This is a genomic window from Pseudomonas sp. yb_9, from assembly GCF_043103635.1.
Lineage (GTDB): Bacteria > Pseudomonadota > Gammaproteobacteria > Pseudomonadales > Pseudomonadaceae > Aquipseudomonas > Aquipseudomonas monteilii.
On the sequence record NZ_JBICKA010000098.1, the window covers coordinates 31811 to 51570 of the forward strand.

The following is a 19760-nucleotide window of genomic DNA, read 5'->3' on the forward strand; positions in this document are numbered from 1 at the left end:
CAGGTGTAATCCTGCCTCGCACGTGCACTGAATCAAACGACATTAAAGGGTGTGATTCAGGACGGAGGAAAGGCACAAGTTCTGACAGCACACGAGTGTAAATGCAGTGCGCACGGCTATGGGGGGGGGGAGTCACATGCCGCGTAGGTGATCGATTTCCGCCGCAATCCGAAGCGCGGCCTCCAGCTCGGACAGCTGATGCGCTTCCATCAACCGCCAGCGTTGAGCCTTTTCCTCGGGCTCGGTCATGGCCAGGGCGAGGTACAGGCTTGGGGGCACGGCGCGAAACAGCGTCTCCAACTGCTTCGACAGGACCACGCCCTCGGTGTACTTGCCCGAGGCCTTGCTCGCTGACAGCAGCAGGGTCTTCTGTGCCGGCGTGAGCTTCTTGAAACGCGCGATCTCTTCGATCTCTGCCGGCGGCATGTTCAGGCAGATCCACCACTCGATCATGTTGAGCATGGTCTGCGCCGCATCGGGGAAGTCGGCCAGGTTCTGTGTCGCCAGCCAGAACCAGGCACCGAGCTTGCGCCACATCTTGGTGCCCTTGACTACGAAGGGCGCCAGCAGCGGGTTTTTGGTGATGATGTGGCCTTCGTCCGTGACCATGATGATCGGTCGACCGAGGTACTGGTCGCGTTCGGCAAGGTTGTTCACCGTGTTCATCAGGCTGATGTAGCTGATCGACATCTGCGCTTCATAGCCCTCGCGGGCATAGGTGGCGAGGTCGACGATCGTGACATCGCTTTCCGGCCAGGGTGTGCCTGGTCGGTCAAACAGCGCACCCTCAAAGCCTTGACAGAACAGGTCGATGGACTCGGCCATTTCCTGCGCCCGCTCGCGACGCTTGTCGGGCAGATGGGCGTCGCTGGCCACCGTGCGAAGCGCATCCCGCACATGGCGCGTCATGACCTGCTGGTCATTGGCCGCACAATGCCTGGCCGCGTCGAGGATGCATTCGCGGATCAGGCTGCGGTCTGCCCGGGTGAGGCGCGCTTCTTCCTTGGCTTCGCCGCCGGTGATCATCAAGCGGGCGGTGATCTCCAGTTCGCCCAGCACATCGCGTTGCTCGTCACTGTTCGAAGATTCTTCATCCAAGTCCTCGGTCGAGAGACTGGCGACCTGATCGGGCCGCTCGATCAGTCGGCGCGCATCGGCGAAGGGGGCCAGGCTCAAGCCGCTGCCCGGTTTCAGCTGGACTTTGTTGACGGTCAAGCCGAGGGTGGCGAAGTAGTCGCCCTGCAGGCCAAAGGAGTTGCCGGCTTCGACGATGAACAGTCGCGGTCGGTACACGGCCATGACTTGCATCAGGATAGACACCAGGGTGGCCGACTTGCCGGCGCCAGTCGGGCCGAACAACAGCAGGTGACCATTCATGGAACGGTCGAAGCGTGACAGGGGATCGAAGGACAGCGGCGCGCCACCTCGGTTGAAAAAGGTGATGCCCGGGTTACCGGTACCGATGCTGCGTCCCCACAGCGGCAGCAGGTTGGTGACATGCTGGGCAAACAACAGCCGTGTGTACCAGTTGCGCGTGTCGCGCGCAGGGTTATAGACCATCGGCAGCCAGCGCAGGTAGCTGTTGCACGCGGCCACTTCATCGCCTTCGCGCACTGGCTGTAGGCCGGCGCCGAGCAGCACATTGGCGGCCTGAATCGAGCGCTGGCGCAATTGCTGTTCATCGGCGCCGCGCAGGTACAAGGCCAAAGTACCGCGGTACAGCTTGTGCTGGCGACCGATCAGCGCTCGGGCCTCTTCCACGTCCTGGCGAGTCTGGGTCGAGGCGAGGTTTTCACCGATGGCCTTGCGCGCCAGGCGGTTGAGCTGCTCCTCGAGCACATCCTGGGGGGTGATGACCAAGGTCAGGCTCAGGACGGCCTGCTCGGGGAGTTGGTCGAACAAGGCGTTGAGCGCCTCGCCCTTGCGGGTTTCGCCGGTCAGCTGGCCGATATGGGGTGGTCTGCGCAGTTTGTCGACCACCATCACCGCGTGCGGCTGCTGATCGAAGTACCACAGTCCTTGCTCGCTGTCCGAGCGCGGCTCCTGGAAGAACAGCCGTTCGGCAAAATCGTGGTCGAACGGCAGCGACAGACTATCGCCGTCGTCGGCCTCCGGGTAGGGCACGCGTCGATAGAACGCCGCCGGTGATTCGCCAGTGAGGGTCGGGGCCGGGTTGAACCAAGGTAGCAACCAGGCGTAGAAATCCCGCCCCGTCAGTCGGCGAGGATTGACGCCGCAGGCCTGCAACGAGGCCATCAGGCGATCACAGGTTCTTTCCAGCAGCTGAGTTGGTTTTTGCCCGTCGTCGTCGGCCTGGTCACCGAGCCAGCGATAGACCACCAGCCGAATTCGTCGATTGCTGCCGCGCCAGGGCAGGTGCGATACGACATGGTCGTCGAACAAGCCGCCTGGCTTGGCAATGGCATCGAGGTGTTGTTGCATCGACGCGAGGAAAGCGGCGCTGAAGGGGGTGCCTGTCGCCCGTGGCGCGACGTACTGCGCCAGGCGCTCCAGGTACGGGGAAAAATCACTGTCGTCCTGGCAGAAGAACTGCACCACCCAGGGTGCCTGGTCGAGCTCGTCGAAGCTGTCCTGCAGCGCATCTTCCAACGCATCGCGCGCCGTCATCAGCCATTCGGGCTCACGGCCCTCGGTGCCGATCGGCTGCAGCTCGAACACGGCGCCCACCGAGCGGTTGTCATCGAGCAGAAAACACTGCTCCTCCTCAAGGTATTCGACCCAGGGCAAGTGGTCGGTGAAGCTGGGGTTGTGTGCGTACTGGGCGGCCTCATCCGCACACGTGGCGCGCCGACGCTGTGCTGCGCGCCAGGGCTGCCAGCGCGGTGGGGCGCGATCGTCATCATCAGCCATCACAGATCGTCCAGGCGTTCGCCGGGCAACGCGTACTGGACTTTCTCGTACAGCGGGAACACGGTCGAGTAGCCGGGCACGGGTGCCTGTTGAGTACCGGCCAGGTGCGGGTAGACGTACATCACCAGATCAGGATTTGGCAGGCGTGGGAACTGGGCGCGGATCTCGTTGGCGGCTGTGCGGGTGTAGGCGCTCTGGTCCTTGATCAGGCGCTCGGGATCAAGCACTGGCCGGCGCAGCTCACCGCGGGCCTCCTGCAACTGCTGCTGCGTACCGACCGCGCCGCCGCTGTTCCAGATATCCAGCATGGTGTGGTCACCGTGAGGAAGCATTTCGTCCTTGCTGGTGGTGCAGCCTGCCAGGTGCAGGCACAGCAGCAGGCTAATCCAGGTCCAGTACCGAAACGGATGGGCGTTCATGATTCACTCTCCGGCCTTTGGGTTCGTAGTCGATGCTGATTTCGTGATCCAGGTGCAAGGCCACCTTGGCCCCTGGCGGGACGTAGATGGCGGCAAAGGCTTCACCGTAGAGCTTGTTGATCCAGTCACGAATGTCGTCGATGCCACCGCTGATGACCGAGTTCAGCGCGCTGTTGCCACTGTTCTGCGAGAGCCCCAGGCTGCCGCTGGCCGAGTTGATGAATGAGGTATTGGTCTGTTCGCTGCCCAGCGCTGCTGCAAATCCAGCACCGGCAGTGGTGATCAGGCTTTGGCTGCCGAGGTACTGCTGGGCGTTGGAGCGACGCTCACCGGCGATGCAGGGAATGCCGTAAGGGTCGGAGATGTAGCCTAAGCCGCTGCGGATCTTCTCGGTGTCCGAAGTCTGGGTACTGCTACGGTTGCGGCTGACCACCTTCTGTGGCTGTGGCACCGTGCGGACGGTGCCATCGCTGAAGACAAAGGTGATCGACTCGACCTGGCCGCGCACGCAGGACAAGGTCCAGTCACCCGCCGCAGTCCCGCTCATGACCGCGCCGACCACCTCTGGCAGATCAATGCCGTTGGCGGTGAGGTTGTCCGGCCCCACCAGCACCTTGAACGGGTAGGGATCATTCACCGTGCCGTCCACCGGCACGCGACCAATCAGCGCGGTCATGGCGATCGAGCCCATCAGGGTTGAGTTTTCCGGGAGGGTGTAGACCGGCTTGGCCTGAGTGTTTTCCAGGTCACGCTCGCCCTTGGCCACGGCGCGTAGGTGGTCTTGGCCGCGGTCGATCTCGTTGTTGTCCAGGCCATGCAGATCCTTGAATTTCGAGGTCAGCGACGACAACGGCCCCTCGGTTTTGCTGGCCCCATCCGGAACCGCTCGTGCATTGGACGGCTCGATCCACTGCACAGCATCCGCCGGCGGTTGGGCCCCGGAGAATTGTTGCTCGTCACCCGGCTCGAGACCAAAGCCCACAGGTACGTCGGACTTCGCGGCCGGCTTGTTGGTGAGTTGGTCCTTGAGCCGGGACAGCAAACCTTGGGTCTCTCGGTGCTGTTGCTCGGCCTTCTGCCGGGCATCGTTGGCCTGCTGGCGCTGCTCGGTGACCTGCTGGGTAACACTGCTTAGCGTGCTCTGAATGCGGCTGTCGATGTTGCCCTCGCGCGTGCGCAGCCGGTTGTTTTCGGTCTGCAGCGTCTCGTTGCCTTTCTTCAGCGACAGCATCTCGCTACGCATTGCCTTGACCTGACCAATCAGCGTGGCCACGGTATCGCGCGGCGTGTCGCCAGCAATGCCGAGGGCCTTGGCCTGTTCCGGACTGAGGGCAGCGTTTTCGGGATCATGAGCAGGTTGAACGTCTGGCGTCGCCACCCAGGATTTGCCGATGATCAGCACGATCCCCAGCAGGACCGCCGGTACCAGCCATTTCAGCAAACCGTTAGCTTTCATGATCGGCAGCCTCCGGCGCTGGCGGTGGCAGCAACAGTGCGTGCTTCAGGTCGCCGCCTCGGGTGACGAGGTACGCCACGGTGGTGTCTTCAGGTGTACCGGCTTGCCCCAGGTACTCGTGCTGGAAGGTGGCGGTATACAGCGTGGCCTGCAAGTGACGCGGGTCTAGCTTGACCTTGGCCGACCCACGGTTGACGATCTTCACCGCCGTCACCCAATAATCACCCAGCCGCCAGGCGGCGAGCCCCTTGATGGCCACGTGTTCGGTCGGCAGCAATGTGCTGAATCCTGAGGAGTCGCCCAGCGGGACCCGACGCACCCCGGGCAAGGGCGTCACGGTGCGCAGTGGCGCATAAAGGTTCTGCGCCGCATAGCGAGTCAGCACCACCGGTACTGGCGTCGCTGCAGGGGCTGCGTCCTGCTTGGTGTCCACGTCTGGCGCCTGCGCCTGGGCCACGATCTTGACCGGCTCAAGTACCTCGCTGCCCTCAAGCGCTTCGATGTCGACCAAGATGATGTCCCCCGACTTCACAGACTGCAGTTGCAGCCGGGTAGGGGAGATGGCTTCCGACGCACGCAGGTACACCGTCCCGCCTACCGATTGCACGCGCAGCTTGTTGGAGATCGCGCTGGGTAGCCCGACGCGGATATCCTCATCCAACATCAGGAGACGTTCCTGGCCTACCGTCAGCGGCACGGCCAGCGGCAGGCGGTCCCAGTACTTGACCTCAACGGCGGCTGCGGCTGAACACCACCCGGCCACCGACACCAGAATCAGGATCAAGACACGCATCATCACGCACCTCCAGGCAGCGTCAGCTTCTGCGGTGTGCCTTCGTAGCAGTCCAGGGCCAGGCCCCATTTGTTGTGCTCGGGATCGACGTCGAAGCGCACCACGCGCAGGGGGTAGCGCACGACCACGCGCTTCACTGGCTCGGCGGCGTAGTATTCGTCGGCATTGAGGTCGAGCTTGACCAGCCAACTGTGCTTATCCAGCTGCTTCACTCGAAGGTCGGGATCATCGCTGTAGCCTCGGCCCAGCACTTCATACACGCCGCGCACCCGGCCGCGCAGTTCGCCGGCGGCCTTGCGGTACTCGAAGTCACCGTCGAAGAAGGTCTTGCACGCCGGTGTTAGATAGGGCTGAAGGGCGAAGATGGCGCGGTGGTAGTCGACTTCGCCATTGGTGGGCCAACGATTGAGCTGGCCGAAGATGTACAGGGCAAAGGCATAGACATTCTCGGGTGGCACGTCCCACCATTTACGCGTGCTGCCTGAGCGCAGATCCGGTGGTACGTGAATGGTCAGTTCGGAGGGGGCGGACTGCCAGCCGTACCAGAGTCCGGTGCACAGCAGCGCCAGAACGGCCACGGCCAGGCGCAGGCTGAAAATGTGTGCCTGCTGCGCATCCACCTTGTTCCGGAAGCGACTCATGGGGTGGTCCTCGCAGCCCGGCGCGTGCGTCGGACTGTCCATGGGCCGGAATGCAAGATCAGTGACTTAGTGCCGATGCCCCAGTGCACCGCCAGTTGCCACTGCAGACGTCGGTACAACCAGGTTTCGGGACGAGCACGCTTGGCTCGACGCAGCAGCTTGCCGCCGCCGAGCAGCACCAACGCCATGCACAGGAACATGCAGGTGGGCAGGGTGGCGATGGAGGCGGTGGCCACCGCCAGCGGCCCGCCGAGGACCACACCCAGCACTGCGCCGACAATCAGCGCGACCCACATCTCGTCATTGGTGAGGCCGCGCAGGACGGCTGGATCGCGGTTCAGGCGTTCCGGCAGGAAGGTCAGCGTGCCGTCAGGCAGGGTGGCGGGGACGTCGGACATGGCTGCCTCACAGAATAGTCGCGGCTTTGGTCAGGAACCACAGGATCACCACCACCAACAGTGCGCCGACGCCGACCACGGCGCCGAGGTCTTTCCAGGTCTTGCGCTGGTTTTGCACATCGGCGTAGACCGTGAGCGAATGCCAAGCCACTCCCAAGAAGGCGAGGGTAGCTATCAACAGGCCGAGCAGGATGCCGCCGTCGTAGGCGTAGTTCTTGATGGTGTCGATCAGGCCTGAGCCCTCGCCGCGGGACGGTGCTTCCATGGTCGGAAGATCAGCCCTGGCCAGCGTCGAGCTCAGCAGTACCAAGCCGCTGAACAGGGCTTTTGTATAGGTAGCTCGCAGCCGGAGCAGCGGAAGGAGGCAGCGACGGGAGAGGTTCATGGCAAGGTCTCCTGATTACGACAGCATGAAAAACATCAGCACGATCAGGGCGAGGGCCAGACGCAGCGTGCTGCCGCCGAGCGCGCCGAAGTTGAGGTTGCCGGCCGCCCATCCGCGGTAGCCGGTCCACAGGGCCCAGGTGCACCAGAGCAACGCCAACACCAGCACCGATGAGCGCCACAGCACTGAGCTCAGCTGCGGGGTAAACCCGGCCACGGCCGAGAATGCGTTGAGTTGGGCGTCAGTCATGCTCATGGGAGGGTCTCGCGACGGACGCTTCAGTGCGGTAATCACCGATCAGATCAACCATGTCAGCTGGCTGCGCGCGCGACGGCGACAGGTACTTGTGGATGCCCTGACGTATGCGCTCGAGATCCGCAGTGAGCATCGGATAGTCGAAGCGATAGCGCGATCCAGCTGCATCGTCTGAGCTGTTTTCCGCGCGCTCGGTCAACTGTTCGATGACAATGAACTGTCGTTGCACGAGTCCCAGATCCGAGCGCTTGCGACTTTCTAGTGCAACAGCTGGAAGTGTTGTTAGACAAATCACAAGCAATGGGAAGGCGTACGTCCTCATGGCGTGCTCCAGAGCAATCTCTGGTCGTCACCATCGGTGCGCGGGCGAGTTCATGCACGAATTAAAAGGATTCTCGGCCTTTCACTTTCTGGCGAGTTTGGGCAGAAGTGGGTGAGCCTGGAGTGAGGCATTTGAGGGGGACACGAACTTGGTGGCGCTGCAGGTTTACTACGAGCGCTGCAGCGAGCGTCTGAAAGCCTAGCCAGCCATCAGTCGGAGAATGACAGTTCCGCCTGAAGAGCGCTCGGAGTACGCAGGGGCATTTTCCTTCGGGGATTGCGTGAGCTGGCTGGCCAAGGAGTGGCAGCTAAATCGTCCCCCAGTGTGGCTTGCAGTCCTGGAATTCGACCCTCCGACTCAAGTGCTCGAATCTCATTCCTGGTCCTGACGAGCAATTCATCTGCCGTCAGCCCCGTATCCTCGCTCAGCGTCAACGCCACCAGCGTCAAAGGGCTCACTTCCAATCGCTCGCTAAGCTGCTCGAGTTTGTCCAGCGTGAGGCTAGATCTACCCGTTTCGAGCTTGGACAAGTAGGTGCGGCTGGTCGTGTCGGCAAATCCACGTTGGGTGATGTTGCGATGACAGCGTAGTACTCGAAGCACAGTGGCGAACGACGACTTCAATGTCATGAAATTACCTGAGGAATGGAACGGATAGGTGCATTTGGCGACCACATTAGCTGGGAAGGCAGACTGCTCATGCCTCCAGTTTCACTCTACCATAATCCCTCAAATCAAGTCCTGATGTGCCCGCGACCAGTTCGTGATCGTCGATTTTCGACGTAAGCGGCTCACGAACTCACATTGAGTTTTGTGGCAAAAGGCTAGCCACCAAAGAGGGCGGTTACGATTAGCGTCCCAGCATAGGTCAAGGTGATCAAGGGCTCATACTTAGATTGCGATCCCCACAGTGCACCAAAAGCTATCAATGCAAGGATGAAGTCGAGTATGCCAAAAGATGAGAAAATCGGAACTTTCCAAAGCAGCCAATTGTAGGGAATGCACAAAAGATTAAAAACCATGACAAAAATCAGTGTCCATCGACCATCTCTAATGAACTCTTCCTTCAGGTTGGCTCCTTCCGGTAGCTCTTGCTGGGGCAGCACCAGTGCGCCAGCCAAAAACAAAACCAGTACAAATCCCAGCAAGATTAGGGCTCGGGGAAAATCCCATGTCTGCATCTTGTCGCTGAGATTATGTAGATCCCAAGATATGTCTAACATGAAATAGAAAATGCAGAGCGTCCACACAAAGGGTATCCAATGTAGCTTGGCTCGGTGGCGACTTCGGAAAATGGCAACGCTGCTGTTTACTACCCGCGTCATACCGAGCGCCAGAATCATCCCCACGGTAGCAGCGATCCAGTTGTAGTTACTCATAGCTGTCCTCTGGCGAAAGCCCTAGACAGATAGCTAAGCACATAACCGGCCAGAACCTATTCTTTAAGTACGGGCAACCAGCTATGGGGTAGCAGGTCTCCTATCTCACTTGCCCTGTGGGTGGGCAGTCGCTCCAACACATCCTTGAGATAGGCGTACGGATCATGCCCATTCATCCGCGCCGACTGGATCAAGCTCATGATCGCAGCCGCGCGCTTGCCACTGCGCAGTGATCCTGCAAACAACCAATTGGCACGTCCAAGTGCCCACGGTCGTATTTGGTTCTCGACGTGGTTATTGTCGATGGGCAAGGCGCCGTCATCCAGGTAGCGCGTCAGCGCTACCCAGCGATTCAAGCTGTAATCCAGAGCTTTGGCGATGGCCGAGCCTTCGGGCACCACCTCACGCTGGGTCAGCATCCAGTCATGCAATTTTTCAGCGATGGGAACCGCATCCCGCTGGCGTATTCGCCGGCGGTCTTTTTCGCTCATGTCCTTGGTCTGTCGTTCGACCTCGTAGAGCGCACCAATCGTTAGAAGCGCCTGCTCGGCCAACTGACTCTTGTTCGCCGCATGCAAGTCAAAGAACTTGCGGCGCGCATGGGCCATGCAGCCAACCTCTACAATGCCTTGTTGGAAACTGGCCTTGTAGCCGGCAAAGTCGTCGCACACCAACTTGCCGCGCCAGTCGCCTAGGAAGTTACGCGCGTGCTCGCCGGCACGGCTCGGGCTGAAGTCGTAGACCACGGATTTCAGCTCTGCGTAAGCAGTGCTGCTGTAGGCCCACACATAACTTCAATGGGTTTTCTTTTCGCCCGGTGCCAGCATCTGTACCGGCGTTTCATCGGCGTGGATGACCGGTTGCGCCAGCACTGCTTCACGCAGAGCATCGACGAGCGGTTGAAGCTGCACGCCGGTTTGCCCAACCCAACGTGCCAGTGTCGAACGGGGAATGGCCAAGCCGGCACGGACAAAGATCTTTTCCTGCCGGTACAGCGGCAGATGGTCAGCGAACTTGGCCACCATCACATGGGCCAGCAGGCCTGCTGTAGGGATGCCTTTGTCGATGACTTGTGCCGGAACCGGTGCTTGGATCAAGGTTTCGCAAGCTCGGCAAGTCCACTTTCCACGTACATGCTGCTCAACGGTGAACATACCCGGCGTGTAATCGAGCTTTTCGCTGACATCTTCACCGATGCGCTGAAGGTCGCAGCCACAGGCGCATTGGGTGTTGTCGGGTTCATGGCGGATAACCGTACGCGGAAGCTGTGCTGGCAGTGGTGCGCGCTTGGGCTTCTGGCTTGGCTCTTTTGGGGCCGGCTCTGGATGAAGTGCGTTCAGCTCAGCTTCGATGGCCTCAAGGTCGACGTTGAGCAAATCATCGAGCAAGCGGCCTTGCTCCGGGCTGATCTGCTCGCTGCGCTTGGCGTACTTGTGGCGTTTTAGAACGGCGATCTCGTGCGTGAGCTGCTCGATGATGATCTTGTCGTTCTGGATCTTGCGACTCATCGCCTCGACTTGAGACTGCAATGTCAGCGTCTGCTCAAGCAGCGCACGCAGCTCTGCTGGGGTCAGTTGGTCGAGGTCGGGTAAGGAAGTCATGCCGCCAATCGTGCCAGAGCAACGTACTGACGGCGATTGGCGGTTATGCCAATGGCAAGCACTAAAGCCGTGTGATGGTGCTGTTGGCGCCCATGCGCTGCCAAGGTAACCCCACGATAAGTGCCTGAAGTTGCTCGCTGTCCAGTTCCAGCTGCAATCCGTGACGAATGCCCGGCCAGTGGAATTTGCCTTGGTTGAGTCGGCGTGCCGCCAGCCACACGCCGACGCCGTCATGTACCAGCACCTTAATCCGGTTGGCGCTACGGTTGGTGAAGAGATAAGCGCAGTGCGGCTTCGCCGCACCGAAGACTGCGACAACACGGGCCAAGGCCGTTTCGGTGCCGGCGCGCATGTCCATGGGCTCGGTGGCCAGCCATATGGTATCGATGCGGATCATTTGACGAGACCGCGAATGAAGCGTGCGCAACCATCGGGATCGACGGAGGGCCAGGTCACTGTGAGCGTATGCTGTTTGAACGGAATTTCGATACACGCCAGTTTTGGTTGCGCAGGCTCAGATTGGGGGCTCATTGCCAGTGGGACGAATGCTGGTAACGCTTCAGGTTGAAGGTCGCGATAGAGCGGAATCCATTTGCGCACCAGGTTGGCATTGATGCCATGGCCCAGCGCGATGCTGGCAATCGACACGCCAGGTTGCAGGCATTCCTGGACGACTTGGGCTTTGAACGGTTTTGGATAAGAGGTGCGCTGGCGCATGGTGATCCTTGCGATAAGGGCGATGGTGTCCACGTATTTTTAGGTGGACACCATCGCCCTCAATGCTGGGATTCTGAAGGTGTGTTGGCTGGCCGCTTACTTTTCGACTTGAAGCCGATGCTAATGAACAGCTACCTCTGGCCAGAATGTGCCTACTAATGATGTTTGCCGAGAGTGGGTGCAATTCAAGCCACTACCTCAGATACCCAGCAACCATCACCTCGCGGAGACTTTTTTCTCACCCAATTTTCACCTTTTTCATGCCAGGTCTGAGCATATACACTACCCTCTGAGCATGACGGCGGAGGTCAATCAGATGGATGTAAAAGATAATCTCATGTATCTATGTGTCGTAGCTGTCATCATTGCAGCGGCTCTATTTGCCTGGTTTGCCTATGACTCCTCCAGTATGAAATTCATATGGGCAATCATCAGTTACCAATACACGGAATGACTCGCTCAATTAAGGCTTGTGCCCTGCGTGAGAGTCCATTGGATAGCTTGGCTTTCAAGGTGTTGAGCTCGTTAGTCTGTGATTAGATGTCCTTGCTGGATCCAGAGCGGAATGTTCGTGGGTTTTTAAAGGGCAGTTAGCTTCCCTGTATTTGAGCTCATGTGAAGGCTGGCCGCGACTACAATTGCGATCTTTCGTTATGGTCAAGATTTTCCGTCGCAATTTATCAATATTTGAACTCGTCGAGTCAGGGAAAAGTCGAAAATTAAACTCCGGGGTGGGCGCTCGTAGATCTCTGATGCAGTAGCTTGCTACCATGGTTAGAATCGCCTTTTGTTGCATTTATTATGTCTGGCTAGAAAGCGCGAAGCACGTGGGCGCCCATGCACTGCGAAGGGTGAACATATTATATTTCGAGTTAGTGCGAACTTTGAAAAATGGCGTGTGGATGTTGATCAAGGTTTTTCAATGGCTGCAGGCCGTGCAACAGACGGAGGACAATCTGACCGGCTGGATCCTGTTAAATGGATTTTTCGATGATTTGCTTGGCCAGTGCGTGGTAGAGAGAGACGGGTGAGATCCAGCCGGATACGGCTGTCGCCATCACCGTGGTTGCCAGCATGGGGATAGCCAGATCAGGACTGTGTGTAAGCTCCAGAACAATGACTGAAGCTGTCAGGGGTGAGCGTGTCACACCGGCCAGGTATGCCCCCATGCCGAGTAGTGCGCAGACCTGCGGATCGGCGTTCGGTAAAAGGCTTAATAGAGGCGCAAAGGCCGCCCCAATGCTAAGCGAGGGTGAAAACAGCCCACCCGGGATTCCAGAAAGGTAGGAGACCACATTGGCCAGAAACTTCCATATCAAAAAGGTCGAATTCGTGACGGGTTGTCCTTCGAGCAAAGCGCGGGTCTCTTCATAGCCCGTACCGTATATATGATTGCCGGAAATCAGTCCCAGCGCTGCCAGCAACAGTCCACACGTCGCTGCGAATCGAATCGGGTAGCTTGCGCGCAATGCGCACAATCGGCCTAAGGCGCCTTTGTCCGTTGGCAGTACCAGTTTGGCATAGAGTCCTCCCAGCACGCCCCCAAGCACGGCGCAAGCCGGGACCACGCTCCAACCCCAACCTTCGGGCATGCGGCCACTGATCTCGCCAAAGTAAGCGTAGTGCCCCATCAGCCCAAGCGTAACGACACCCCCAATGAGCACCGCTGTCAACACCAGGCCACTGAAGCGTTGCTCGAACGTGCGGCTGAGTTCCTCAATGGCGAACACCACCCCGGCTAGAGGTGTATTGAACGCAGCGGCTATTCCGGCAGCACCACCCGCCAGGATCAACCCCGCAATGGTGCGCCGGCCCTGCAATCCCAAACGTCGACCGAACGTATAGAGCACTGCAGCGCCGATGTGCACGGTTGGTCCTTCTCGACCAACCGATCCTCCGACCAGCAGGGCGCCTAGTGTCAGGCTCATACGGGCGGCGGCCACCGGGAGAGAAAGCAATCGAGCACGTAAGCGTCGAGAGGGCATTTCTAACGCGGCAATCACCTGTGGAATGCCGCTGCCCTTGGCATTCCCGAACCAGCGTTGGGTCAAATATGCCAAGAGTGCAAAGCCTATCGGGGTGATGAGGACAGGTATCCAGGGCGAGTAGTCCAAAAGGCGCTTGAAGGTGGCAAATGCGGCATCGGCCAGCCATGCAAATAACAGTGCCACCAGTCCCACCAGCAGCGCCCCCACCCAAAATGCCAGGCGTTGGCGCCATTCGCGCCAGAATGAATGGCGAAAGGGGGAAGCGGAGCGAGTAGAGTCGGTCATCGCACATACAGTATTGGGGAAAAGAAGAGTATGGCTTGATTTCCCGAGCCGGCACACCCGACCGAGGTTGTACTCGATAATGGCTGCCAGACACTTGACTGGCGGTTGCGAGACATTATCAGCTTGTTTATGACGTCGATCGTACTGCGTCGCTTGAAGATCGTTTACGCATACCCAGTACTCCCCAGGTCAAACCTACGACGGCGGCGATCACCGAAGCGCCAAGAACGCCTAGCTTTGCTGCGCCTAGCGATGCAGCATCAGTGAAAGCGAGATTGGCGATGAAGATCGACATGGTGAAGCCTATGCCTGCCAGCAAGCCGATCAAGGTTATGCTGCGCCAGTTGACCTCAGCAGGCAGGGCACACCAGCCTAAACGGACCATCAACCAACTGACGCTGACAATGCCCAATGGTTTGCCAGCAACCAATGCAGTAGTGACGGCGATCATTACCCACATTGGTGCTTCGGCGGAAAGGTCGGCACCGGAAAGACTCACGCCGGCATTGGCCAAGGCGAACAGCGGCATGATGCCGAACGCTACCCAAGGGTGCAGCGTGCCTTGTATGCGCACCACGGGGGGGACCAGTTCGCGCTGAGCCAGGCGCAGGCGTTTCAATGGGTCCATCAAGTCGCTTGCATCCTGCTCGGGAGCCTTGGCACGACCCAGCAATTCGCCGGTGAAGCGTGTGATTGCATCCAGAGGGCGTTCGCGCATTGGCATTGCAGCCACGGGTGTCATGAGGCCCAATACGACGCCGGCAAGCGTAGGGTGCGCGCCGGTCATCAACACACCCAGCCAGGTAATGACGCCAGGTACAATGTACGCATACGCGGTGCCAACACCGATCTTCTGCAGCCCGACTACCATCAACAGGCCGATCGCAGAAACCGCGAACCCGCTGTAATCCAGTCCTCCAGAGTAGAAAAAGGCGATGATCAATACCGCGATGATGTCGTCGATGATCGCCAGTGCCAGCAGGAAGATTCGAACATTTGAAGGGATCGACTTGCCAAGCAACGCCAGTACCCCGACGGCAAAGGCAATATCGGTAGCGGTGGGGACCGCCCAGCCTTGTTGTTCCGCCGCTGCATGAGCAAAACTCAGGTAGATCAGTGCGGGTACGGCGACGCCGCCGATTGCTGCCGCCATGGGTAAAGCCGCTTGGCGCAAGCTGGAAAGTGCTCCTTCATGAATCTCGCGGCGAATCTCCATCCCAACCACCAGGAAGAAGATGGTCATCAAGCCGTCATTGATCCAAAAGTGCAGAGACTGCGAGTAGACCCGCTCACCGAGCCCGAAGGTAAGCGGGGTGTGCCAAAGCTTTTCATAGCTTTCGGCAGCTGGAGAGTTCGCCCAGATCAGCGCGGCAACAGCCGCGAGCAGTAATACAACGCCGCTGACGGCTTCGATGTGCAGAAAGCGTTCAAGGTTGGCGAAGGCCCGCTCGGCCAGTTCCTGGGCGCGAGGCAATTCTTTTTTTCGCATAGGCGCAGAGACTCCCGCATGGCGGCCCGACCTGCGCTGTTCTTTAACCTGCCTCACTGCACCGTGCAGCTAGCACCCGCCGGTAGTCTACAGAACAACGGGGACCAGATGAATGGCCACCTCTTGAGACGCAATGTCGAACAGGTCGTGCTGGGCGATCGTTTGAGATTTTGATCGAAGAACGTTACGGTCTATCCCCATTTCGAGCATGGAAGGTTCGGTGACCAGGCATTTGCCTGGCTGCTAGTCTTTGAGCAGGTCGTCCTGTCGGCGACCTTGTGCTCATCGTCCCACGAAGGAGAACTGCCGCAATGACTGCAGCCCCGAAACCCAGGAGCACCCTCAACCCACCTGTCTTCTATACCAGCGCAATATTGATCTTTCTGCTGGTGGTATATGCCACGGCATTTCAGGAACACGCCCAATCGCTATTCGAGCAGGTTCAGCACTGGATTATCACGAACGCCAGCTGGTTCTACATTCTTACCGTGGCGCTGGTGCTGATCAGCGTGGTGTTCTTGGCGGTCAGCCGCTACGGCGACATCAAATTGGGGCCGGACCACAGCGAGCCCGACTATCCCAAGAGCAGCTGGTTCGCCATGCTTTTCTCGGCAGGGATGGGTATCGGGCTGATGTTCTTCGGCGTAGCAGAGCCGGTCATGCATTTCACCACGCCGCCGGTAGGTGACCCAGGAACCGTGGCCGCGGCCCGTGAAGCGATGAAGATCACCTTCTTTCACTGGGGGCTTCACGCCTGGGCGATCTATGCCATCGTTGCGCTGATTCTGGCCTACTTCAGTTTCCGCAACGGTTTGCCACTGACCTTGCGCTCTGCGTTGTATCCATTGATTGGTGAGCGTATCTACGGGCCTATCGGCCATGCCGTGGATGTCTTTGCCATTCTGGGTACGGTATTTGGCGTGGCCACTTCGCTGGGCTATGGCGTGCTGCAGATCAACAGTGGTTTTCACCATGTGTTCGGCCTGCCGGTAAATGCCACGGTGCAGGTGATACTCATCGCCGCCACCTGTGCCTTGGCGACGCTGTCGGTGGCCAGTGGCCTGGACAAAGGCATCCGCATCCTGTCGGAGCTTAACTTGGGGCTGGCGGTCGTGCTGATGGTGTTCGTGCTGTTGCTCGGGCCCACGGTGTTTCTGCTGCAGACCTATATCCAGAATACCGGCGCCTATCTCTCGGACATCGTCAACAAGACGTTCAACCTCTATGCCTATGAACCGACCGACTGGATTGGTGGCTGGACCCTGTTGTACTGGGGTTGGTGGTTGTCCTGGTCGCCCTTCGTGGGGCTGTTCATCGCTCGCATTTCCCGGGGTCGAACGATTCGTGAGTTCGTCTGCGGCGTGCTGTTCGTACCGGCAGGGTTCACACTGTTGTGGATGACGGTGTTCGGTGACTCTGCGATTCACATGATTCTCAATGATGGCGTGAAAGACTTGGCGGCAGTGGTCGACCAGGACAGTTCGCTGGCGTTGTTCGCGTTTCTTGAACACTTCCCGTTTTCCAGCGTGGTGTCACTGATCGCAGTATTGATGGTGGTGGTGTTCTTCGTGACCTCGGCGGATTCGGGAGCGCTTGTGGTAGACATGCTGGCGTCTTCCGGAAAAGGCCATTCACCCCTATGGCAACGCATCTTCTGGTCGGTGAGCATCGGCGCTGTAGCGATCGCCTTGTTGTTGGCCAATGGGCTCAAAGCCCTGCAGACAGCGACCATTGCCAGTGCCTTGCCCTTTGCGGTCATCCTTCTGGTTGCCATCTGGGGTTTGTTCAAAGCCCTCAGCTTGGATGCCACGCGCCGCGGTTTGCGCAACCAGGCATTGCCTGGCCCTCGACATACCCGGCACCCGCACGGCGGTTGGCAACGCCGTTTGCGTAATATCGCCATGATGCCGCGCCGATCGCATGTCAATCGTTTCATCGCCGAGGTGGTTCAGCCTGCCTGTGAAGAGGTCGCCCTCGAACTGCGCAAGCAAGGTTATGAAGTGACGGTGAGTGAGCGGGAGGACGGGCGCGTGACCCTTGAGCTTTCTCATGCCGGCGAGGGGCGTTTCCTCTATGAAGTGCGGCCGCGCGCATTCAATACCCCCAGCTTCATCATGCGTGATACCGAGGACGGCGCCGATGCCCGCAAGTACTTCCGTGCCGAAGTGCACCTGCGCGAGGGTGGCCAGGACTATGACATCATGGGGTGGAGCCGCGATGATGTGATCGGGGATATCCTGGACCAATACGAGCGCCACCTTCACTACTTGCATGTGGTGAGCTGAGGGCCTGTTTGCATTGCTCTGATCAGAGGGTCAGGGCAATGCCGCGCGCTGTGCCGTGCCTGAGGGCAGTTCGCAGGCCCAGAAATCCACGGCGGCGACGTCCTTGCTGGGCGGCCCCAGCCAGTAGGAAAGCGGCCGACACCCATCGGCAGTACACACTTCATAGTCACCGGCTTCAGGGGTGCGTCCAGCGTGCAAGGGTTGCAGTGGCGGTAACGGGCGATGATAAACCCACGCGCCATCGCGAAGTTGGGCATCGTCCGGGATCTCCATGCCAGCACCGTTGCCGTGAACCCGTGCCTCCATCAGTATTAGGCCCGCGGGCGTCAGCCGATAGTCTTCTTCCCAGCGAATCTTCTCGATGCTGTGCTGCCAGGCCAGGGTGAAGTCATGTAACGGCAAGCTCACCCACGCCCCGCCTGCAAGCCCGAGACAAAGGCCGATCATGCCATCTGTCCGGCGCCTGGCCGGTGACGCCAGGCATGCCAGCCGAGCACCGCCAAACCAAGGACGAAGCCCACCTCATCGCTGATGGGCAAGGCAAGAATCAGTGAAACACCGGCAAGGAACGCCAAGAGACGCTCCCACCACCGCATCGGCGCGCGGAAATGACCGATCGACGCGCATCCCCAGAGTGCCACGGCGAACACCGCCTTGATCAGCATGTACAACGTGGCACCCACACTGTCGCCTTGCATCATCAGCGCGGGGTCATACACAGCCATGAAGGGCACCACAAACCCTGCCAGTGCGATGCGTACCGCCCAGAAACTGATCAACAGCCCTTTCTCCTTGGCGATGGGGGCGGCGGCAAAGCAGGCCAGCGCCACCGGCGGCGTCAGGTCGGCGAGGATTCCGAAATAGAACACGAACATGTGCGAGACAATCAGCGGTACCCCGAGCTCTAACAGTGCCGGGGCAGCGATGGAACTGGTGATGATGTAGTTGGGGATGGTCGGGATGCCCATGCCCAGCACCAGGCAGGTCAGCATGGTCAAGATCAGTGAGAGGAATAGATTGTCCCTTCCCAGATCAAGTATGTAGCCAGCGAACGTCGTGGCCAGGCCGGTCAGGGAGATGACGCCGATGATGACCCCGACCAGCGCGCAGGCAATGCCTACTGGTACGGCATGTCGGGCGCCTTCGACCAAGGCCAGGACACAGGCACGCAGCGTGGCGCGACCGCCCTGAACGAGGGCACACGCCAAGGCAAGGACCGCAATCACCAGCAAGATGACGCCAATCCCCATGTGGAAAAAGCCTGAACACAGCAGCCCCAGCGCTATCCAGAAAGCGGCACGCAGCCAGGTATTGCTGGCTCGCAGGATGATGGCCGAACCGAGAATGACGATGGCTGTCAGGGCCAGGCCAACCATGCCGGAATACAGTGGCGTACGCCCAGAGAACAGCAACGCCACCAGCACCAACAGCGGTATCAGCAAGAACCAGCGTTGACGCAGAGCGTCCCAGGCGCTTGGGCACTGCTCGCGGGGCAAGCCATGCAATTGACTGCGACGCGCTTCCAGATGAACCATCCAGTAAACTGAACCGAAGTACAGCAGTGCCGGAATGAGAGCGGCTTTTGCCACTTCGGCGTAAGGCACATTGATCGTTTCGGCCATGATGAAAGCCACCGCGCCCATCACTGGCGGCATCAACTGGCTTCCCATGCTGGAAGTCGCCTCGACGCCACCGGCAAACGCGGGCTTGTATCCAAAGCGTTTCATCAATGGAATGGTGAATTGCCCAGTGGTAACCACGTTGGCCACCCCTGATCCGGTAATGGTGCCCATCAACGCCGATGAAAATACCGAAACCTTGGCGGGGCCACCACTGCGATGCCCGAACAGCCCCATGGCAAAATCGGTGAACAGGCGAATCATGCCTGCTTGCTCGAGGAAGGCGCCAAACAGGATGAACAAGTAGATATAGGTCGCCGAGACGTACGTCGGTGTGCCGTACAGCCCCTCGGTACCGAACGCCAGTTGATTGACGATCTGGTCTAGGCCGTAGCCGCGATGCGCGAGTTCACCTGGCAGGTACTGACCGAGCAGGCCATAGGCCAGAAACAATGCACAGATGATCGGCAGTGCAATGCCCATGACACGTCGCGCCGCTTCGAACACCAGGCCGATCAAGACCAGGCCCACTGCTAGGTCTTCCGGTGTCAGCTCACCAGAGCGCTGGATCAGTTCGCCTTCGAAGTACCACTGGTAGGCGGCAGTAGCCATGCCCGCAAGGCCTAACACCCAGGCCAGTGGCTGCCACGGACGGCGATTACCAACGAACGAATAGCTCAGGTACACAACCATGAGCAAGAATCCCACATGGACCGCCCGCAACACTTGGGTGGAGATCAGCGGGAAAGCCGCCGTGGCAATCTGGAAGATTGAAAAGGCCAATGCCACGGCAAAAAGCGTGGCCGGCCAACGATCGGTACTGGCTTGCAGGCCTTGCGATGCATCACTCATACGCTG

At 59.3% G+C, this 19760-nt stretch carries 18 protein-coding genes and 1 pseudogene; 1 reads left to right on the forward strand and 18 read right to left on the reverse strand.

What is annotated here, in order from left to right:
- Positions 1–132: 132 nt before the first annotated feature.
- From ACF8MI_RS24715 to nhaA, 16 genes and pseudogenes are all read right to left on the reverse strand, one after another.
- A complete protein-coding gene (locus ACF8MI_RS24715) occupies positions 133–2871 on the reverse strand; it encodes a conjugative transfer ATPase (RefSeq protein WP_392517963.1) in 2739 nt (912 codons plus the stop codon).
- Positions 2871–3290, reverse strand: a complete 420-nt coding sequence (locus tag ACF8MI_RS24720; RefSeq protein ID WP_013972285.1) for a TIGR03751 family conjugal transfer lipoprotein — start codon at positions 3288–3290, stop codon at positions 2871–2873. Before ACF8MI_RS24720 ends, ACF8MI_RS24715 begins: the two co-directional genes overlap by 1 nt.
- Positions 3253–4746 carry a TIGR03752 family integrating conjugative element protein gene (locus ACF8MI_RS24725; RefSeq protein WP_392517964.1) on the reverse strand — a complete coding sequence of 498 codons (1494 nt, stop codon included), beginning with the start codon at positions 4744–4746 and terminating at the stop codon, positions 3253–3255. The genes ACF8MI_RS24720 and ACF8MI_RS24725 overlap by 38 nt, the downstream gene beginning before the upstream one ends.
- The gene (locus ACF8MI_RS24730) at positions 4736–5542 is read right to left on the reverse strand and encodes a TIGR03749 family integrating conjugative element protein (RefSeq protein ID WP_392517965.1); all 807 of its coding nucleotides are present in this window, start codon (positions 5540–5542) and stop codon (positions 4736–4738) included. Before ACF8MI_RS24730 ends, ACF8MI_RS24725 begins: the two co-directional genes overlap by 11 nt.
- Positions 5542–6180 (reverse strand): PFL_4703 family integrating conjugative element protein, encoded by a 639-nt coding sequence (locus tag ACF8MI_RS24735; RefSeq protein WP_392517967.1) that lies wholly within the window; start codon positions 6178–6180, stop codon positions 5542–5544. Before ACF8MI_RS24735 ends, ACF8MI_RS24730 begins: the two co-directional genes overlap by 1 nt.
- Entirely contained in the window at positions 6177–6578 is a 402-nt protein-coding gene (locus ACF8MI_RS24740) for a TIGR03750 family conjugal transfer protein (RefSeq protein WP_392517969.1), read from the reverse strand. The genes ACF8MI_RS24735 and ACF8MI_RS24740 overlap by 4 nt, the downstream gene beginning before the upstream one ends.
- Positions 6579–6585: 7 nt before the next feature.
- Positions 6586–6963 (reverse strand): TIGR03745 family integrating conjugative element membrane protein, encoded by a 378-nt coding sequence (locus tag ACF8MI_RS24745; RefSeq protein ID WP_103436872.1) that lies wholly within the window; start codon positions 6961–6963, stop codon positions 6586–6588.
- Positions 6964–6978: 15 nt separating this feature from the next.
- A complete protein-coding gene (locus ACF8MI_RS24750; RefSeq protein ID WP_103436873.1) occupies positions 6979–7218 on the reverse strand; it encodes a TIGR03758 family integrating conjugative element protein in 240 nt (79 codons plus the stop codon).
- The gene (locus ACF8MI_RS24755) at positions 7205–7540 is read right to left on the reverse strand and encodes an RAQPRD family integrative conjugative element protein (protein ID WP_392517971.1); all 336 of its coding nucleotides are present in this window, start codon (positions 7538–7540) and stop codon (positions 7205–7207) included. The genes ACF8MI_RS24750 and ACF8MI_RS24755 overlap by 14 nt, the downstream gene beginning before the upstream one ends.
- A gap of 209 nt (positions 7541–7749) precedes the next feature.
- Complete coding sequence (locus tag ACF8MI_RS24760) at positions 7750–8169, reverse strand: helix-turn-helix domain-containing protein (RefSeq protein WP_392517973.1); 420 nt, start codon at positions 8167–8169, stop codon at positions 7750–7752.
- A gap of 194 nt (positions 8170–8363) precedes the next feature.
- On the reverse strand, positions 8364–8918 hold the full coding sequence (locus tag ACF8MI_RS24765) for a hypothetical protein (RefSeq protein ID WP_392517975.1): 555 nt from the start codon (positions 8916–8918) through the stop codon (positions 8364–8366).
- A gap of 56 nt (positions 8919–8974) precedes the next feature.
- Positions 8975–10519, reverse strand: a pseudogene (gene tnpC / locus ACF8MI_RS24770) (IS66 family transposase).
- Positions 10520–10580: 61 nt separating this feature from the next.
- Positions 10581–10916, reverse strand: a complete 336-nt coding sequence (gene tnpB / locus ACF8MI_RS24775; protein WP_392517977.1) for an IS66 family insertion sequence element accessory protein TnpB — start codon at positions 10914–10916, stop codon at positions 10581–10583.
- Positions 10913–11236 (reverse strand): IS66-like element accessory protein TnpA, encoded by a 324-nt coding sequence (tnpA, locus tag ACF8MI_RS24780; protein WP_392517978.1) that lies wholly within the window; start codon positions 11234–11236, stop codon positions 10913–10915. Before tnpA ends, tnpB begins: the two co-directional genes overlap by 4 nt.
- Positions 11237–12210: 974 nt before the next feature.
- Positions 12211–13509, reverse strand: a complete 1299-nt coding sequence (locus tag ACF8MI_RS24785) for a chloride channel protein (RefSeq protein WP_392517979.1) — start codon at positions 13507–13509, stop codon at positions 12211–12213.
- A 127-nt stretch (positions 13510–13636) separates the two neighbouring features.
- Positions 13637–14998 (reverse strand): Na+/H+ antiporter NhaA, encoded by a 1362-nt coding sequence (gene nhaA, locus ACF8MI_RS24790; protein ID WP_392517980.1) that lies wholly within the window; start codon positions 14996–14998, stop codon positions 13637–13639.
- Between the two features lie 311 nt (positions 14999–15309).
- On the opposite strand from nhaA, the gene ACF8MI_RS24795 reads away from it, so the two are divergent.
- Positions 15310–17283: a BCCT family transporter gene (locus tag ACF8MI_RS24795; protein ID WP_392517982.1), complete on the forward strand. Its 1974-nt coding sequence runs from the start codon at positions 15310–15312 to the stop codon at positions 17281–17283.
- A gap of 30 nt (positions 17284–17313) precedes the next feature.
- Here the strand turns inward: ACF8MI_RS24795 and ACF8MI_RS24800 are convergent, their stop codons facing one another.
- Together ACF8MI_RS24800 and ACF8MI_RS24805 are read right to left on the reverse strand one after the other, a co-directional pair.
- On the reverse strand, positions 17314–17730 hold the full coding sequence (locus ACF8MI_RS24800) for a DUF1850 domain-containing protein (RefSeq protein WP_392517984.1): 417 nt from the start codon (positions 17728–17730) through the stop codon (positions 17314–17316).
- A complete protein-coding gene (locus ACF8MI_RS24805) occupies positions 17727–19754 on the reverse strand; it encodes a TRAP transporter permease (protein ID WP_392517985.1) in 2028 nt (675 codons plus the stop codon). Before ACF8MI_RS24805 ends, ACF8MI_RS24800 begins: the two co-directional genes overlap by 4 nt.
- Positions 19755–19760 lie beyond the last annotated feature (6 nt).

Bases quoted from the DNA above. Each gene is read 5' to 3' on its own strand.
- ACF8MI_RS24805 (WP_392517985.1), bottom strand. From the start codon at position 19,754: ATGAGTGATGCATCGCAAGGCCTGCAAGCCAGTACCGATCGTTGGCCG.
- ACF8MI_RS24755 (WP_392517971.1), bottom strand. From the start codon at position 7,540: ATGAGGACGTACGCCTTCCCATTGCTTGTGATTTGTCTAACAACACTT.
- nhaA (WP_392517980.1), bottom strand. From the start codon at position 14,998: ATGCGAAAAAAAGAATTGCCTCGCGCCCAGGAACTGGCCGAGCGGGCC.
- ACF8MI_RS24800 (WP_392517984.1), bottom strand. From the start codon at position 17,730: ATGATCGGCCTTTGTCTCGGGCTTGCAGGCGGGGCGTGGGTGAGCTTG.
- ACF8MI_RS24750 (WP_103436873.1), bottom strand. From the start codon at position 7,218: ATGAGCATGACTGACGCCCAACTCAACGCATTCTCGGCCGTGGCCGGG.
- ACF8MI_RS24740 (WP_392517969.1), bottom strand. From the start codon at position 6,578: ATGTCCGACGTCCCCGCCACCCTGCCTGACGGCACGCTGACCTTCCTG.
- ACF8MI_RS24725 (WP_392517964.1), bottom strand. From the start codon at position 4,746: ATGAAAGCTAACGGTTTGCTGAAATGGCTGGTACCGGCGGTCCTGCTG.
- ACF8MI_RS24720 (WP_013972285.1), bottom strand. From the start codon at position 3,290: ATGAACGCCCATCCGTTTCGGTACTGGACCTGGATTAGCCTGCTGCTG.
- ACF8MI_RS24795 (WP_392517982.1), top strand. From the start codon at position 15,310: ATGACTGCAGCCCCGAAACCCAGGAGCACCCTCAACCCACCTGTCTTC.
- ACF8MI_RS24715 (WP_392517963.1), bottom strand. From the start codon at position 2,871: ATGGCTGATGATGACGATCGCGCCCCACCGCGCTGGCAGCCCTGGCGC.
- ACF8MI_RS24745 (WP_103436872.1), bottom strand. From the start codon at position 6,963: ATGAACCTCTCCCGTCGCTGCCTCCTTCCGCTGCTCCGGCTGCGAGCT.
- ACF8MI_RS24730 (WP_392517965.1), bottom strand. From the start codon at position 5,542: ATGATGCGTGTCTTGATCCTGATTCTGGTGTCGGTGGCCGGGTGGTGT.
- tnpB (WP_392517977.1), bottom strand. From the start codon at position 10,916: ATGATCCGCATCGATACCATATGGCTGGCCACCGAGCCCATGGACATG.
- ACF8MI_RS24765 (WP_392517975.1), bottom strand. From the start codon at position 8,918: ATGAGTAACTACAACTGGATCGCTGCTACCGTGGGGATGATTCTGGCG.
- ACF8MI_RS24735 (WP_392517967.1), bottom strand. From the start codon at position 6,180: ATGAGTCGCTTCCGGAACAAGGTGGATGCGCAGCAGGCACACATTTTC.
- ACF8MI_RS24760 (WP_392517973.1), bottom strand. From the start codon at position 8,169: ATGACATTGAAGTCGTCGTTCGCCACTGTGCTTCGAGTACTACGCTGT.
- ACF8MI_RS24785 (WP_392517979.1), bottom strand. From the start codon at position 13,509: ATGACCGACTCTACTCGCTCCGCTTCCCCCTTTCGCCATTCATTCTGG.
- tnpA (WP_392517978.1), bottom strand. From the start codon at position 11,236: ATGCGCCAGCGCACCTCTTATCCAAAACCGTTCAAAGCCCAAGTCGTC.